Annotated in this window: 15 protein-coding genes; 6 read left to right on the top strand and 9 right to left on the bottom strand. The window is 63.2% G+C overall.

The annotated features are described in order from the left end of the window. Positions 1–119 precede the first annotated feature (119 nt). The 5 genes from ACVCMJ_RS07430 (at position 120) to ACVCMJ_RS07410 (ending at position 5,047) form a co-directional block, all read left to right on the top strand. A complete protein-coding gene (locus ACVCMJ_RS07430; protein ID WP_447080798.1) occupies positions 120–1,121 on the top strand; it encodes a TRAP transporter substrate-binding protein in 1,002 nt (333 codons plus the stop codon). A 67-nt stretch (positions 1,122–1,188) separates the two neighbouring features. Further along, the gene (locus ACVCMJ_RS07425; RefSeq protein ID WP_447080797.1) at positions 1,189–1,677 is read left to right on the top strand and encodes a TRAP transporter small permease subunit; all 489 of its coding nucleotides are present in this window, start codon (positions 1,189–1,191) and stop codon (positions 1,675–1,677) included. Then, positions 1,674–2,996, top strand: a complete 1,323-nt coding sequence (locus ACVCMJ_RS07420) for a TRAP transporter large permease (protein ID WP_447080796.1) — start codon at positions 1,674–1,676, stop codon at positions 2,994–2,996. Before ACVCMJ_RS07425 ends, ACVCMJ_RS07420 begins: the two co-directional genes overlap by 4 nt. A 30-nt stretch (positions 2,997–3,026) precedes the next feature. Then, on the top strand, positions 3,027–4,262 hold the full coding sequence (locus tag ACVCMJ_RS07415; protein WP_447080795.1) for a CaiB/BaiF CoA transferase family protein: 1,236 nt from the start codon (positions 3,027–3,029) through the stop codon (positions 4,260–4,262). Further along, positions 4,259–5,047 carry an enoyl-CoA hydratase/isomerase family protein gene (locus ACVCMJ_RS07410; protein WP_447080794.1) on the top strand — a complete coding sequence of 263 codons (789 nt, stop codon included), beginning with the start codon at positions 4,259–4,261 and terminating at the stop codon, positions 5,045–5,047. The genes ACVCMJ_RS07415 and ACVCMJ_RS07410 overlap by 4 nt, the downstream gene beginning before the upstream one ends. Before the next feature lie 82 nt (positions 5,048–5,129). Here ACVCMJ_RS07410 and ACVCMJ_RS07405 read toward each other — a convergent pair whose 3' ends face one another. The 9 genes from ACVCMJ_RS07405 to fdxA form a co-directional block, all read right to left on the bottom strand. Next, the gene (locus tag ACVCMJ_RS07405; protein WP_447080793.1) at positions 5,130–6,107 is read right to left on the bottom strand and encodes a branched-chain amino acid ABC transporter permease; all 978 of its coding nucleotides are present in this window, start codon (positions 6,105–6,107) and stop codon (positions 5,130–5,132) included. Then, positions 6,104–6,991, bottom strand: coding sequence for a branched-chain amino acid ABC transporter permease (locus ACVCMJ_RS07400; RefSeq protein WP_447080792.1), 888 nt, complete (start codon positions 6,989–6,991; stop codon positions 6,104–6,106). The genes ACVCMJ_RS07405 and ACVCMJ_RS07400 overlap by 4 nt, the downstream gene beginning before the upstream one ends. Before the next feature lie 87 nt (positions 6,992–7,078). Beyond that, entirely contained in the window at positions 7,079–8,296 is a 1,218-nt protein-coding gene (locus ACVCMJ_RS07395; RefSeq protein WP_447080791.1) for an ABC transporter substrate-binding protein, read from the bottom strand. A 60-nt stretch (positions 8,297–8,356) separates the two neighbouring features. Further along, positions 8,357–9,067, bottom strand: coding sequence for an ABC transporter ATP-binding protein (locus tag ACVCMJ_RS07390; protein WP_447080790.1), 711 nt, complete (start codon positions 9,065–9,067; stop codon positions 8,357–8,359). Beyond that, positions 9,064–9,846 carry an ABC transporter ATP-binding protein gene (locus ACVCMJ_RS07385; protein ID WP_447080789.1) on the bottom strand — a complete coding sequence of 261 codons (783 nt, stop codon included), beginning with the start codon at positions 9,844–9,846 and terminating at the stop codon, positions 9,064–9,066. The genes ACVCMJ_RS07390 and ACVCMJ_RS07385 overlap by 4 nt, the downstream gene beginning before the upstream one ends. 141 nt (positions 9,847–9,987) lie before the next feature. Then, a complete protein-coding gene (nth, locus tag ACVCMJ_RS07380; RefSeq protein ID WP_447080788.1) occupies positions 9,988–10,629 on the bottom strand; it encodes an endonuclease III in 642 nt (213 codons plus the stop codon). After that, a complete protein-coding gene (rsxB, locus tag ACVCMJ_RS07375; protein ID WP_447080787.1) occupies positions 10,626–11,237 on the bottom strand; it encodes an electron transport complex subunit RsxB in 612 nt (203 codons plus the stop codon). Before rsxB ends, nth begins: the two co-directional genes overlap by 4 nt. Positions 11,238–11,243: 6 nt before the next feature. After that, the gene (locus ACVCMJ_RS07370) at positions 11,244–12,461 is read right to left on the bottom strand and encodes a polyhydroxyalkanoate depolymerase (protein WP_447080786.1); all 1,218 of its coding nucleotides are present in this window, start codon (positions 12,459–12,461) and stop codon (positions 11,244–11,246) included. Positions 12,462–12,662: 201 nt separating this feature from the next. Beyond that, positions 12,663–12,989 (bottom strand): ferredoxin FdxA, encoded by a 327-nt coding sequence (gene fdxA, locus ACVCMJ_RS07365; RefSeq protein WP_447080785.1) that lies wholly within the window; start codon positions 12,987–12,989, stop codon positions 12,663–12,665. 169 nt (positions 12,990–13,158) lie between these two features. On the opposite strand from fdxA, the gene ACVCMJ_RS07360 reads away from it, so the two are divergent. Then, positions 13,159–15,354: a RelA/SpoT family protein gene (locus ACVCMJ_RS07360; protein ID WP_447080784.1), complete on the top strand. Its 2,196-nt coding sequence runs from the start codon at positions 13,159–13,161 to the stop codon at positions 15,352–15,354. Positions 15,355–15,395 lie beyond the last annotated feature (41 nt).

The raw sequence follows: 15,395 nt of genomic DNA, 5'->3' as shown, positions 1-15,395 counted from the left end.
CCTGAAATGCAGTAGCTGAAATGCAGTGGCAGTACCCGGGAGCCTAGCCTCCTTGCTGCCGTCGAAAGGGGTCGCGACAGTGGTTTTCCATAACATAATGTTTACGTGGGGAGAAAACAGTGAAAAAGCAACTTTTGTGTGCAGCCGTCGGTCTGGCGATGATGGCGGGCGCTAGCCTGCAGGTATCGGCAGCCGAAAGGGTGCTCCGGGCCTCGCACCAATTCCCGGGCGGGCAGGGAGACGCTCGCGACGAGATGGTCCAGATCATCGCGCGCGAGGTCGCAGCGGCCAATGTCGGGCTGAAGATTCAGGTGTTTCCGTCTTCTTCGCTTTACAAGGCCACCGAACAATGGGGGGCGCTGACGCGTGGGCAGCTCGACATGTCGGCTTTCCCGCTCGATTATGCATCGGGCCGCGTGCCGCAGTTTTCCGCGACCCTGATGCCCGGACTGGTGCGCAACTATGCCCACGCCGAGCGGCTGAACAAATCGCCGTTCATGAAGGACATCAAGGCGCTCATCGAGAAGAACGGCGTCGTGGTCATTGCGGATGCGTGGCTGGCGGGCGGCTTCGCCTCGCGCAAGGAATGCATCACGTCGCCCGACACGATCAAGGGCCAGGTGATTCGCGCGGCAGGCCCCGCCTTCGAGCAGATGCTGGCGTCCGCGGGGGCTTCCATCGCCTCCATGCCATCGTCCGAGATCTATTCCGCCATGCAGACCGGCGTGCTCGATGCGGCCAACACCTCGAACGACAGCTTCGTTTCGTACCGGCTGTATGAACAGGTCAAGTGCCTGACAGCGCCGGGCGACAATGCGCTCTGGTACATGTACGAGCCCGTCTTGATGTCCAAGAAGGTATTCGACGGGCTGGAGCCCAAGCAGCGCGAAGCGATCATGGCGGGGGCTGCAAAGGCCGAAGCCTATTTCGCCGACGCGGCGGGCAAGGGCGAGCAGAAGCTGACCGACGTCTATTCCAAGGCGGGCGTGAAGGTCGTCAAGATGACGCCGGAAGACTATCAGGCCTGGATGACCATCGCCAAGAACTCTTCGTACAAGAAGTTCGCCGAGCACGTCAAGGGCGGCGACAAACTCCTCGAAAAAGCCCTCGCTGTGAAATGACGAGATCTCCGTGCGGGGCGGTCGCCTCGCACGGGATCGTGACTTGAAATCTCATTCCCGGATTCTCATGACTAAAGCGTTCGTTCGAGCGGTCGAGTCGCTGTCGCGCCTGTTTGGCGTGGCGGCGGCCGCGCTCCTGGTTTTTGCCATGCTGGTGGTGTGCCAGATGATTTTCGTCCGTTATATCATGCGCGCCGCGACGATCTGGCAGACGGAAGCGGTGGTATTCGGTGCCACTGCGGCTGTGTTCCTCGGGGCGCCCTACGTGCTGCTGACCAAGGGGCATGTGGGCGTGGACTTCGTGCAGATGGTGGTGTCATCGCGGACACAGCGCTACTTGACCGCCGTTGGATCGTGGCTCGGACTGTTGTTCTGCGTGATCATGACGGGAGCCTGCTGCCTGTATCTGGGCGAGGCCATCGACGGCGGATGGACAACGCCGAGTCTGGCGGCCGTGCCGCTGTGGATGCCGCTGACGCCGGTGACGGTGGGCTTCGGCCTTCTCAGCCTGCAGTATGTGGCGGAAATCATCAAGGCATCTGGAGTTCGATCATGAGCCCTACGATGGCCGGAGCAGGTATTGTCATTGCGCTGTGCGCGATGCTGGCGACGGGCATGCCGATCGCATTTGCATTGGGGCTGGCGGCCTTGGGCGGGCTGTTTGCCAGCATGGGGTTCGACGTGGTCTATGTGCTGGCGGAAAACATGTTCGCCGGCATTGCGAATCTGGGTTATGTCGCCATTCCCATGTTCGTGCTGATGGGGGATATCGTGGCCGGCACTCCTGCAGGAGGCGATCTCTACAAGGCGCTCGATCGCTGGTTGTACAAGGTTCCGGGCGGCCTGGTGCTGTCGAACCTCGGGGCCTGCGCCATTTTTGCGGGCATGACTGGCTCGAGTCCGGCGACGTGCGCGGCCATCGGCAAGATGGGCATCCCCGAGATGCTCAAGCGCGGCTATCCGCCGTCCGTGGCCACAGGTTCCATCGCGGCTGGCGGGACCCTCGGGATTCTGATTCCCCCGTCGGTCACCATGATCGTGTATGGGATATCAACGGAGACTTCCATCGGGCGCCTGTTTCTCGCAGGTGTGTTGCCGGGGCTCATGCTGACTGCGATGTTCATGGCGTGGGCCCTGTACGACGCACACCGGAAAGGCTTCCGTTTCGATGCGCGCAATCTTCAGGTCTCCTGGCGCGAAAAATTCGAGATGCTGCCGCGCGTCCTGCCGCTGCTGATCATCATCGTCGGGATGCTGTTTGTCCTCTATGGCGGCGTTGCAACGCCCTCGGAGGCGGCGGGAGTCGGCTCGCTGCTGACGCTGATCGTGGTGGCACTGGTCTACCGGCTCGTGCGCGCGCGCACCTATATCGACGTCTTCAGCGCCGCGATGCGCGAGAGCGTCATGATCATGATGATCATGGCGTCGGCGGAGCTCTTTGCCTTTGCCCTGTCGTCGTTGTCCATCACGCAGGCGCTGGCGGGCGCCATTGCGGCCATGGAGATCAACCGATGGGTGCTGATGGGCGTCATCAACGTGTTTCTCCTCGTCGCGGGCATGTTCCTGCCCCCCGTGGCGGTCATCGTCATGTCGGCCCCTCTGCTGCTGCCCGTCATCGTGCAGGCCGGCTTCGACCCTTACTGGTTTGCCGTGGTGCTCACCATCAACATGGAGATCGGCTTGATCACGCCGCCGGTTGGCCTGAATCTTTTCGTGCTCAATGCCATCGCGCCCGACGTGCCCACCAAGGATATCCTGATGGGCGCGATGCCGTATGTGCTGGTCATGCTGTTGGCGATCGTGCTGCTATGCTTCTTTCCGGGCATTGTCACCGGACTGCCGGACTGGTTCATGGGCCCGGCGATCGTTCATTGATCATCGATAATTTTTCAGAGGACATAGGTCATGAGTTTGGCTTTGGCGGGGGTGAAAGTACTGGATCTGACGAGGGCGCTGGCCGGCCCGTTCTGCACCATGACCCTGGCCGACCTGGGGGCCGACGTGATCAAGCTCGAGCCCATGCCGGCCGGCGAAATGTCCCGCCAGTGGGGGCCGCGGGACAAGGACGTCACGGTTTATTTTCTTAGTGCGAATCGCAACAAGAAGGGCATCGCGGTCGATCTGCGCAAGCCCGAGGGCCTGGCTTTGGCGCGCAGGCTTGCTCTGGCGTCCGACGTGATCGTGGAAAACTTCAAGGTGGGTACCATGGAAAACATGGGCCTTGGCTACGAAGACCTCTCACGCGAAAAGCCTGGCATCATCGTCGCGTCCATTTCGGGTTTTGGGCCTGAAGGGCCCGCACGCTCGTGGGCCGGATTCGACCAGATTGCGCAGGGCTATTCGGGCTTCATGAGCCTGAACGGCACGGCCGATTCGGGGCCGATGCGCACCGGAGTGGCCATTGGCGATCTGACTGCCGGGATGTGGCTCACCACGGCGGTGCTCGCCGCATTGCTGGAGCGCCAGCATACGGGACGAGGGCAGCACGTCCAGACGTCCCTGCTGGCCAGCCTGATGGCATTGCTGACATTCCAGGGCCAACGGTACCTGAGCCTGGGGCAAGTCCCGCAAGCCACGGGCAACGATCATCCCGTCATTACACCCTATGGCACGTTCGACGCAGCGGATGGCCCGATGAATCTGGCGCCTGCGACCCAGGCGATGTGGGTCAAGCTGTGCTCGCTGCTGGGCCTCGACAGTCTCGTAACGGATTCGCGTTTCCTGACCAACGCGGAACGCTCGCAGAACCGGGATGCCCTGAAGACACTGATCGAGGGGAGCCTGAAGACCAAAACCCGCATGGAATGGACGCGCATCATGCTGGACAATGGCATCCCCGCGGGGCCGATCAACAATCTGGCGGACATCTTCGCAGACGCCCAGGTCCAGGCGTGCCGGCTGGTGCAGTCGGTCGACCATCCCATCGTGGGCGACCTGAAGCTGGTCGCATCGCCGATGACATTTTCCGGCCAATCCGCCGGCGAATCGTTGCGCAGTGCCCCGCCGCTGTTTGGGCAGCACACCACGCAGGTATTGGCAGACTTTGGTGTCGCCGACGATGAGATCGAGCGGTTGATCGAGCGGGGAGTGATCCACCAGGCTGGTGCGGCCCGTCCTGATGACCCGAAGAGCGGAACATGAGTGACTCTGGCCGATCATCCTCGCAAGAGGATGATGTCCCCGACCTCTCGGTGCAGGGTGCCATCGCCACCATACGGTTTCGCCGGCCGGCGCATGCCAATCGCCTGGGCCCGGACGATCTCCGTGTGCTGCGCGATCACCTGGAAGCCGTCGATCGTGATGAGCGGATCCTGGTGCTGCGCTTTTGCGGTGAAGGGAAGTACTTTTGCAGCGGCTACGACATCTCCAAACTGTCCTCCGAAGCCGCGCCCAGCTCCCTGTATTTCGGCGAGACCATCGATCAGGTCGAACAGGCCAGACCCGTGACGATCGCCGCCGTCCATGGCGGGGTATATGGCGGCGGCACGGACCTGGCGCTGGCCTGTGATTTCCGCATGGGCTCGCCCGGCGCCAATATGTTCATGCCAGCGGTTCGACTAGGTCTGCATTTCTATCCGCGCGGGCTTGCGCGGTACGTATCAAGGCTGGGCCTCGATCAGGCCAAGCGCCTGTTCCTGACGGCACAACGGCTGGAAGCCGAAGAGATGCTGCGGATCGGCTTCCTTACGGACCTGGTTCCCGCGGATCAGCTTGAAGGTTGTGTGGAGGATCGTTGCAGGCTGCTCGCCGGCATGGCACCGCAAGCCCTGGTGGGCACGAAGAAGCACCTGAATCTGATCGCATCCGGCACGCTGGATGTGGCGGCGATCGAGGCAGCGGTGCGGCGCTCAGAGGCGTCAAGCGACATCCGCGAGGGCGCCCGGGCCTGGAAGGAGAAGCGGGCTCCTGTCTTTACCGGCGATTGAGTCGTCCTGCATCGGGGAGCGCGCGTCTGCGCGCTCCCCGAGAGGTGGTCCGCCGCGCCGCATTGTGAAGCGCGGCAGTGGTTCAACCGCGTGCTTCGCGCGCCTGCCGCCAGTGCAGCCATTCGCCCACGATACCGCGACGGAAGGACAGCACGCAGATGACGAAGATCAGCCCGATGACGATGGTGACGGATTCGCCCAGGACGCGGAACCACTGGATGCCGGTTTCGTGCATCAGCCAGCGGCCCCAGTCGCCCACCTTGTTTTCCAGCGCCACGTAGATGATGGCACCGAGCACGGGGCCCGACAGCGTGCCCACGCCCCCGATGAGGACCATCAGGATGAGTGTCCCCGACATCTGCCACGTGGCGTCAGACAGCGTCGCCGAGACGAAGACCAGGGACTTGGTGGCACCGGCCAGCCCGCAGAGTGCCGCCGACAGCACGAAGGCAAGCAGCTTGAAACGGTTGACGTCGTAGCCCAGGGACACCATGCGCGGTTCGTTTTCCCGGATGGCCTTCAGCGCCTGTCCGAACGGTGAATGCACTGTCCGCCAGATGAGCGCGTAGCTCAGCACGAAGATCACCATCACCACGTAGTACAGATTGATGTCCTGGCTCAGGTCCAGCCCCAGGATGCTGCCGCGCGGGATATTCTGCAGCCCGTCCTCGCCGCCCGTGAAGTGGGCTTGCAGAAAGTAGAAGAACAGCATCTGGGCGAGAGCCAGCGTGATCATGGCAAAGTAGATGCCGCTGCGGCGGATTGACAGGATGCCGAAGATCAGGCCCAGGAGCGCGGCACAGGCGGTGCCGAACACCAGGCCGCCCACCGTGGGCCAGGCCCAGGTGGTGAGCGCCAGGCCGCACATGTACCCGGCCAGCCCGACGAAGGCGGCGTGACCGAAGGAGAGCAAGCCTGTGTAGCCGAGCAGCAGATTGAAGGCGCAGGCGAAGAGGGCATAGCACATGACCTTCATGAGGAAGATCGGGTAGCCGCCCATGGCCGGGAGGGCCGCGATCACGATGATCGCGATCAGAGAGGCAAGTAGTTGACGATTCATGATTCCTTCCCGAACAGCCCTGCGGGACGCAGCAGCAACACGATCACCATGATGATGAACACCACGGTGCTGGACGCTTCGGGCCAGAAAACCTTGGTGAAGCCTTCGACGATGCCCAGGCCCAGGCCTGTCACGATGGAGCCCAGGATGGAGCCCATGCCGCCGATCACGACCACGGCGAAGACGACGATGATGAGATTCGAGCCCATCAGCGGCGAAACCTGGAAGATGGGCGCTGCCAGCACGCCGGCGAAGGCCGCCAGACCCACTCCCAGCCCGAAAGTGAGCGAGATCATGAGCGGCACGTTCACACCGAACGCCTCGACGAGCTTGGGATTTTCCGTGCCGGCGCGCAGGAGGGCGCCCAGGCGGGTTTTTTCGATCAGGAACCAGGTCAGCACGCAGGCCAGGACGGAAGCCACCACAACCCAGCCGCGGTAGATGGGCAGGTACATGAAGCCGAGATTCACGCCGCCGCTGAGCAGCTTGGGCGTGGCATAGGGCTGTCCGGAGACGCCGTAGACGCTGCGGAACAGCCCCTCGATGAGAAGCGCCAGGCCGAAAGTCAGCAGCAGGCCATAGAGAGGGTCGAGTTTATAGAGGTGCCGCAGGAAGAGTCGTTCGAGGAGGATGCCGAACAGCCCCACCACGATGGGCGAGAGCACGAGCATCCACCAGTAATTCAGTCCCAGGTACTGCAGGCCGAGCCAGGCGACGAACGCCCCCAGCATGTAGAGCGCACCGTGAGTGAAATTGATGATATTGAGCAGGCCGAAGATGACGGCCAGCCCCAGCGAGAGCACGGCGTAGAACGAGCCGTTGACCAGGCCTAGCAGAAGCTGTCCGAACAAGGCCTGGATAGGGACACCGAAGAGTGTGGTCATAGGGCTGCAGCAAAAGCGGACAAAAGGAAAACCGGGAGTGACGTGGCGGCCCCGCCGCAGGCGGGGCCGCGTGGTTACGTGTCGCGCTTAGTGCTTGAGCAACGAGCAGGTGGACTCGGACTCCGGTCCGAAGACGGATTCGGCCGGAAGCTTGCGCACGATGTTGTAGTAGTCCCAGGGCGCTTTGGATTGCGCGGGGGTCTTGACCTGGGCGAGGTACATGTCGTGCATCATGAGGCCGTCCTTGCGGATATAGCCGTTCTTCACGAACATGTCGTTGATTTTGTGTGACTTCAGATAGCTCATGATGGTGTCGCCATCATCCGTCCCGGTCGCCTTGACGGCTTCCAGGTAGGTGTGGGCCACGGAGTAGTCGCCTGCCTGCAGGAACGACGGAGCGCGTTTGTGCTGAGCGAAGAACCGCTTGGACCATGCGCGCGAGGCATCGTCCTGATCCCAGTACCAGGGCGTGGTGAGGAACAGACCGGCGGTATTATCCAGCCCCAGGGAGTGGATGTCGTTGATGAACACCAGCAGCCCGGCGAGCTTCATGGTCTTGGTGATACCGAATTCCTTGGCAGCCTTGGCGGAATTGATGAAGTCGCCGCCGGCATTGGCCAGTCCCAGTACTTGGGCGCCAGAGCTTTGCGCCTGCAGCAGGAAGGACGAGAAGTCGGTCGTCGCCAACGGCGCACGGACTTCGCCCAGCACCTTGCCGCCTTCCTTCTTGACGACTGCGGCAGTGTCCTGTTCCAGCGAATGGCCGAAGGCGTAGTCGGCGGTCAGGAAGAACCAGGTCTTGCCGCCTTCGCGCATCACTGCCGAACCGGTTCCGCGAGCCAGCGCGACGGTGTTGTAGGCATAGTGAACGGTGTAGGGCGTGCACTTTTGGTTGGTGAGCTGTGACGAGCCAGGGCCCACGCCCATGAAGGGCTTTTTCTTTTCGGCTGCAACGGCGGCCATGGCCAGTGCCGTGGCCGAGTTGGTACCGCCGATCAGCATGTCGAGGTGCTGCTGGTCGAACCATTCGCGCGCCTTGGAGGATGCAATGTCGGCCTTGTTCTGGTGGTCCGCGGTCAGAAGTTCGATCTTCTTGCCGTTGATCTCGCCACCCATGTCGGCGATCGCCATGCGGATGGCGTCTGCGCCCGCATTGCCGTCGATGTCCGCGTATACGCCGGACATGTCGGCGATGAATCCGATGCGAATCACGTTATCGGAAATCCCGGCCGCATGAGCCGACAGGCTCATCCCCAGCGTGAGGCCCGTAGCGGCCAGTGCCGCGGATAGGGTTCGTAGTTTCATTGAAAATCTCCTGTGGTTGCCGGCGTATACGGCCGGAAGGAAGAAATTGAACGTCGCAAATCAGACGCCGAGCAGGCTGTCGAGGGTGGACTGCTTTTCCTGCAACTGGCTGGCGGGGAACTGCTCGATGATCTGGCCATGCTCCATCACGTAGAAGTGATCGGCCAGGGGCGCAGCGAAGCGAAAATTCTGTTCGACCATCACGATCGTGTAGCCCTTCGCCTTCAGGGTGCGGATCATGCGCGCCAGCGCCTGCACGATGACGGGGGCGAGGCCTTCGGAGATCTCGTCGAGCAGCAGCAGGTTGGCGCCGGTCCGCAGGATGCGGGCCACGGCCAGCATCTGCTGTTCACCACCTGACAGGCGCGTGCCGGGCGAATGGCGGCGTTCCAGCAGATTGGGGAACATGTCGTAGATTTCGGCCAGCGACATGCCACCCCCCAGAGTGTCGCCCACGGTGGGCGGCAGCAAGAGGTTTTCCTCGCAGGAGAGCGAGGCGAAGATGCCGCGCTCTTCGGGACAGTAGCCGATGCCCAGGTGGGCAATGCGGTAGGTGGGCAGGTGGATGGATTCGGTACCCTGGATCCGGATGGAGCCGGTGCGCTTGCCGGTGAGCCCAAGCAGCGCGCGCAGCGTCGTGGTACGGCCGGCGCCGTTGCGTCCCAGCAACGTGACGACCTGGCCCTGGTCCACCCGCATGTCGACGCCATGCAGCACATGCGATTCGCCGTACCAGGCGTGCAGATTGGAGATTTCGAGGGCGGCGCTCATGCGTGGGCTCCTTCCAGTTCACCCTGCGTGGTTCCCATGTAGGCTTCCATGACGGCGGGATTGTGTGAGACGGCGTCGTAGTCGCCTTCGGCCAGGACCGCACCGCGCGCCAGCACGGTGATGCGGTCGGCAATCGAGGAGACCACCTTCATGTTGTGTTCGACCATGAGAATCGTGCGGCCGGCGCTGACCTGTTTGATGAGCTGCGTGACGCGGTCCACGTCTTCGTGGCCCATGCCCTGGGTGGGCTCGTCGAGCAGCATCAGGCTGGGTTCCATGGCAAGGGTGGTGGCGATTTCCAGCGCGCGCTTGCGTCCGTAGGGCAGGTTGACGGTGATTTCGTCCGCGAAATCGGCCAGGCCGACTTCAGCCAGGAGCTCCATGGCACGCGGGTTCAGGTGGTCGAGACTGGAGTCGCTGCGCCAGAAGTGGAACGACGATCCGGTGACGCGCTGCAAGGCAATCCGCACGTTGTCGCGCACCGAAAGTTGCGGAAAGACGGCGGAGATCTGGAATGAGCGGATGATGCCCCTGCGGGCGATCTCGGCCGGCCTGTCGCGGGTGATTTCCTGGCCGTCGAAGAAGATCTGGCCCGCCGACGGGGTCAGGAATTTGGTCAGCAGGTTGAAGCAAGTGGTCTTGCCGGCGCCGTTGGGGCCGATCAGGGCGTGGATGTGGCCCCGCTGGACCTTCAGGTCCACGGCATCCACCGCCACGAAGCCCAGGAAGGTCTTGGTGAGCTGGCGTGTTTCCAGGATTATTGATTGTTCGATGGCCATGTTGCCCTGATTTCCATGTCGCAGTGCGGCGCCTGATGGCGAGTGGGCATCAGTATGCGACCTGTTTCGCGCGATCTCTATAGGGGTTTTACAGAGTTTTCGCAGCGTCAATGTGGTTGTTGTGGTGCAGCAAATTCCGGATCAGCCGTCTGGTTTTGTCTTGTCGGGGTACTCGCACAGGTCGCTGATGAGGCACTGGGGGCACTTGGGCTTGCGCGCTACGCAGACGTAGCGCCCATGCAGGATGAGCCAGTGATGGGCGTTGAGCCGATAGGCCTGTGGCACCCGCCGCAGCAGGGCCTGTTCGACTTCCAGAACGTTGCGGCCGGGTGCGATGCCGGTGCGGTTGGCTACTCTGAAAATATGCGTATCCACGGCCAGGGTCGGCTGATGGAAGGCCGTGTTGAGCACCACGTTGGCTGTCTTGCGGCCGACGCCCGGCAGGGCCTCCAGTGCTTCACGGCTGTCCGGGACCTCGCCGCCATGGCGCTCCAGCAACAGCTCGCAGGTGCGGATGACGTTGCGCGCCTTGGTCTTGTAGAGGCCGATGGTACGGATGAATTCCGTCAGCCCTGCCTCGCCCAGTGCCAGGATGCCTTGAGGCGTGCCATGTACGGGGAAGAATCGGCGGGTTGCGAGATTCACCGAACGATCCGTGGCCTGGGCCGAGAGCATCACAGCCACCAGGAGCTGGAAGGGGCTGCCGTATTCCAGTTCCGTGCGAGGTTCCGGATTGGCTGTCTGAAAGCGCCGGAAGCATTCATCGATGGCACTGCGCTTCATGGACGGCGTGCCCGCGCACGGGCCAGGGCCTGCGCGATGCGATCTTGTTTGGCGTGCGGGTTCGTCGGGAGCGCCAGGGCCGGCTTGTTGGCCAGCGTGCGCGCGGCGGGGCCAGCGGATTCAGTGTGCCTCGCATGCAGCCGGGCGTTGCGTGCTTCGTAGCGGTCGCGGGCCGAGTCAGCCGCCTCGGGCGTCCATTCGCGTTCGGAGGGCACCATGGTGATGCAATCGACGGGGCAGGGCGCCACGCAGAGTTCGCAGCCGGTGCAGTCGGCTTCGATCACCGTATGCATGCATTGGTTCGCCCCCAGAATGGCATCTACCGGACAGGCCTGGATACACAACGTGCAGCCGATGCAGTGTTCCTCGTCGATCAGTGCCACACGGAAGGGCCGGTAGGGTCCGCACTCGGGGTCCAGCGGTCGCTCGGGACGATTCAGCAGTCGTGCCAGCTTTGTGATCGTCTGCGGGCCGCCGGGGGGGCAGCGATTGATGTCTGCGTGTCCGTCAGCGATGGCTTGTGCATAGGGACGGCAGCCTCCGTAGCCGCATTGCGTGCATTGCGTCTGCGGCAGCAGCGCATCGATGGCATCGACAAGGGTAGACACGAAAGCTCAGGCGTGGGCACGGATGAAAGCAGAAATTTTAGGACAGATCTGCTGGCGCCAGCGGCTGCCGGCGAAGATCCCGTAGTGACCGCAGTGGCTCGCCGTATAGACTTCGCGCATCGAGGGGGGCAGGTTGGCGCACAGGGTATGGGCGGCATGGGTCTGCCCCTCGCCCGAGATGTCGTCGAGTTCGCCTTCGATGGTCAAGAGCGCAGTCTTGCGGATGGCGGCCGGTTCCACCAACGTGTCGTCCACGGTCCAGAGGCCGCGTGGCAGGCGGAATTCCTGGAAAATGATGCGGATGGTGTCCAGGTAGAACCGGGCCGGCATGTCGAGCACGGCGTTGTATTCATCATAGAAGCGCCGGTGCGCCTCAGCGTCGCTTTCGTCGCCCCGCAACAGATGCAGGTAGAAGTCGTAGTGCGACTTCAAGTGCCGGTCGGGGTTCATGGCGACAAAACCGGCGTGTTGCAGGAAACCCGGATACACCAGACGGCCCGCCCCCGGATAGCGTGCGGGAACCCGGTGGATCAGCGTATCTTCGAACCAGGCGTAAGGCTTGGTGGTCGCCAGGCGGTTGACCTGAGTGGGCGATTTGCGCGCATCGATGGGGCCTCCCATCATGATCATGGTGCGCGGTTGGCAGGCATCCCCTGCGCTGGCGAGCAGCGACACTGCCGCCAGCACCGGCACGGTAGGCTGGCAGACCGACATGACATGCGTGTCGGGCCCCAGATGGCGCAGGAACGTCTGGATATAACGGACGTAGTCGTCCAGACCAAAGGTGCCGGACTTGGCCGGTACCATGCGAGCGTCCACCCAGTCCGTCACGTAGACGTCGTGATCGGGCAGCAGCGTGCGGACCGTGTCGCGCAGCAGCGTCGCATGGTGGCCCGAGAGCGGTGCCACTACCAGGACCACGGGGTCACGGCGCCGGGTGTCGCGCCGGAAATGAACCAGGCGGCAGAAAGGCTGCGCCAGCGCGGTGTCTTCGAAGACCGCCGTTTCGCGGCCGTCGATGGTTGTGGTCGGCAGGTTCCAGGCAGGTTTCTGGTAATCCTTCCCGAGCCGATTGGCCAGCTCATAAGCAGCGGCGAACTGGCGCGACAGCGGCGTATAGGCCAGCGGGCTGTAGGGGTTGGAAAACAGTTGGGAACCCGTGCTGGTGAAGGCAGCCAAGGGTGCCAGAAAGGCGCGTTGGAGTTCGTGCAAATCGTACAGCATGAATGTGCGTTCCAGTCGGTCCGTCCTGGCGCATGTCCGTGCGCCCGGGTAGGGGGAATACAAGGTTAAGGTACCGGGAACCGTTACGAGGCGCTACCGGAATTTCGCCGACAGCGGAAATCCCGCGGCTTTATGTGGGGTTTAAGGCACAAACGCGCTGATTTTGCCAGCGTGGCGCAAGTCCCGCATGTTGCGCCCCTGTCAGGGCTTTTCCAGGTACTTGAGCTTGGCGGCCAGGCCGTTCCATTCGTCGGCGCCTTCCAGGGCGGCAATGGAGCGGTTGATGGGCTTGAAGGTCGGCGAAAGCTCCGCGTTCAGCGGGATGAAATCCACTTGGTCCTGGGGTACGTCTTCTTCGGCGAAAATCGCATTGGCGGGGCACTCGGGAACACAGACCGCGCAGTCGATGCATTCTTCGGGATCGATCACCAGGAAGTTCGGACCCTCGCGAAAACAGTCCACCGGGCAGACATCGACGCAGTCGGTGTACTTGCATTTGATACAGTTTTCGGTAACGACGTGGGTCATGAGGTACTCCGGCACGAAACAGGCCCGGAAAGGGCCAGGGGCGATTTTACCGAATTTGTCCCAAGGGGCAGGGAGTCCCCCATGTCGGGGCGCGGGTTTGCCCCTCCGGGCGTGTGTGTCCTCAAGTAGTATAGAGGTCTGAATCGGTCTTTCTTCGATATGCCGCGCCATGAATCCAAGCGTAGTCTCTGATGCCGTCGATCCCCTGGGGCCACAGTGGTTCCAGGCCGCCAGCCGGGGTCTGGATGCGACCGAAACGGCACTCCTGGGACAGGCGGTGGAGTGGGTGCGGGAGCCGCTGCGGGGAGTGCAGGCCAGTACGGGCGAGCCGCTGGTCGCGCACAGCGCAGGCGTGGTCCTGATCCTCCAGGACCTGGGAGCGGATGGGGTGACCCGTGCCGCGGCGCTACTGGCTGTCCAACCGGTGCCGGCCGGCGAGGTCGCGCGGTCGGATCCGTTGCGCAAGGTTTTCGGCCCTGAAATCACCACGCTTGTCCAGGGGGTGCGGGCGCTGCTACGGCTGGGGGCCGTGGCGGGGCAGGTCGGTAGCACGTCGGGTGCCGACCAAAAGGAAATGCAGCGCAAGATGCTGCTCGCCATGGCCGCCGACTTGCGTATCGTGCTGATGCGGCTGGCGTCCCGGCTGCAATCGCTACGCTGGTATGCCGCCAGCCGCACGCCTTGTCCCGCGGTGTTCGCCCAGGAAACCATGACGCTGTACACGCCGCTGGCCAATCGGCTGGGGATCTGGCAGCTCAAATGGGAAATGGAAGATCTCAGCTTCCGTTTCCTGCAGCCGGATACCTACCGGGCCATCGCGCACCAGCTCGAGGAAAAGCGCGCGGAGCGCGAGGCGTTCATCGAGGCGGCCGTCGCCCGTCTGCACGCCGCACTGGTCGACGCCCGTATCGAAGCGGAGATCAGCGGTCGCCCCAAGCATATCTACAGTATCTGGAACAAGATGCGCATCAAGCATCTGGAATTTCACCAGTTGTTCGATCTACGGGCGCTGCGCGTGATCGTGGAGGACGAACGCACCTGTTACGCCGTGCTGGCGCTGGTGCATGCGATGTGGGCGCCGGTGCCGGAAGAATTCGACGACTACATCGCACGTCCCAAGCCCAACGGTTATCGGTCCTTGCATACCGTGGTGGCCGACGGCCAGGGGCGAGCTTTCGAGATCCAGATCCGCACCCGTGAGATGCACCAATATGCGGAATTCGGTATGGCCGCTCACTGGCGCTACAAGGAGGCCGGCGCGCGCGGCGGCCAGGTGACTGCGTCGGGCGAGTACGATCAGAAGGTCGCCTGGATGCGCCAGTTGCTGGCATGGAAGGAGGATGGCGGCCCGGCGCCGGCGGGTGCGCCCGCGGGCGCCGGCCGCATCTACGTGATGACGCCCCAGGCACGCGTCCTGGAATTGCCCGAAGGTTCCACGCCCATTGATTTCGCCTATCTGCTCCATTCCGACCTGGGACACCGGTGTCGGGGAGCCAAGGTCGACGGCCAGATGGTGCCGCTGTCCACGCCGCTGAAGACGGGGCAGACGGTGGAGATCATCGCGGCCAAGTCGGGCGGCCCTTCCCGTGACTGGCTCAATCCCGATCTCTCCTATCTGTCCAGCGCCCGGGCGCGCGCCAAGGTGCGGGCCTGGTTCAACGCCGTGGAGCTGCAGCAGCGTATTGCCCAGGGTCAGGCACTGGTCGAAAAGGAGCTGCAGCGCCTGGGCCGCACAGCCGTCAACCAGGAGCACCTCGCGCAGCAGCTTGGGTTTGCGCGCGCGGATGATCTATATGTGGCGGCCGCCAAGGAGGAATTCAGCCTGCGGCAGCTCGAACATGCCTTCCGGCAGCCTGAACCCGCCGCCGAGCCGGCCGACGAGGCGCGCGTGTATGGACCGGACGCGGACAGCGTCGTGCATACCGGCAAGAGCGGAGTGCTGGTGGTGGGCGTGGATTCGCTGCTCACGCAGCTTGCACGCTGCTGCCGGCCTGCGCCGCCCGACCTCATCGAGGGCTTTGTCACCCGCGGGCGCGGGGTGTCCATTCACCGGCGGGATTGTCCGTCCTGGCAGGCGCTGTCCCGGCGTCATCCCGAGCGTTGCATCGAAGTCGCATGGGGCGAGACGGGAGACGCGACCTATCCAGTGGACATCACGATTCACGCGCAGGATAGGCCCGCATTGCTGCGCGATCTGTCTGAAGTCTTTGCCCGGTTGCGGTTGCGCGTGGTGCGCGTGACCACATACAGCCGCCAGTCGCTGGCGCATATGGTATTCACCATCGAAGTGCGTGACGGTTCCCAGATTCGCCTGGCCCTCGATGCGGTCAATGAGTTGTCGGGCGTGCGGGCCACGCGCCACTGAGGCGCGCTCCGGCGGGCGGGCGGCGGCATGCGCCCGCAATC

This window comes from Castellaniella sp. UC4447_H14 (genome assembly GCF_052978285.1).
This window is presented reverse-complemented; position numbering and strand designations above follow the sequence as displayed.

Coding starts and splice junctions, on each gene's coding strand:
- ACVCMJ_RS07360 (WP_447080784.1), top strand. CDS start 13,159: ATGAATCCAAGCGTAGTCTCTGATGCCGTCGATCCCCTGGGGCCACAG.
- ACVCMJ_RS07410 (WP_447080794.1), top strand. CDS start 4,259: ATGAGTGACTCTGGCCGATCATCCTCGCAAGAGGATGATGTCCCCGAC.
- fdxA (WP_447080785.1), bottom strand. CDS start 12,989: ATGACCCACGTCGTTACCGAAAACTGTATCAAATGCAAGTACACCGAC.
- ACVCMJ_RS07385 (WP_447080789.1), bottom strand. CDS start 9,846: ATGGCCATCGAACAATCAATAATCCTGGAAACACGCCAGCTCACCAAG.
- ACVCMJ_RS07390 (WP_447080790.1), bottom strand. CDS start 9,067: ATGAGCGCCGCCCTCGAAATCTCCAATCTGCACGCCTGGTACGGCGAA.
- ACVCMJ_RS07395 (WP_447080791.1), bottom strand. CDS start 8,296: ATGAAACTACGAACCCTATCCGCGGCACTGGCCGCTACGGGCCTCACG.
- ACVCMJ_RS07400 (WP_447080792.1), bottom strand. CDS start 6,991: ATGACCACACTCTTCGGTGTCCCTATCCAGGCCTTGTTCGGACAGCTT.
- ACVCMJ_RS07425 (WP_447080797.1), top strand. CDS start 1,189: ATGACTAAAGCGTTCGTTCGAGCGGTCGAGTCGCTGTCGCGCCTGTTT.
- ACVCMJ_RS07420 (WP_447080796.1), top strand. CDS start 1,674: ATGAGCCCTACGATGGCCGGAGCAGGTATTGTCATTGCGCTGTGCGCG.
- ACVCMJ_RS07370 (WP_447080786.1), bottom strand. CDS start 12,461: ATGCTGTACGATTTGCACGAACTCCAACGCGCCTTTCTGGCACCCTTG.
- nth (WP_447080788.1), bottom strand. CDS start 10,629: ATGAAGCGCAGTGCCATCGATGAATGCTTCCGGCGCTTTCAGACAGCC.
- ACVCMJ_RS07405 (WP_447080793.1), bottom strand. CDS start 6,107: ATGAATCGTCAACTACTTGCCTCTCTGATCGCGATCATCGTGATCGCG.
- ACVCMJ_RS07415 (WP_447080795.1), top strand. CDS start 3,027: ATGAGTTTGGCTTTGGCGGGGGTGAAAGTACTGGATCTGACGAGGGCG.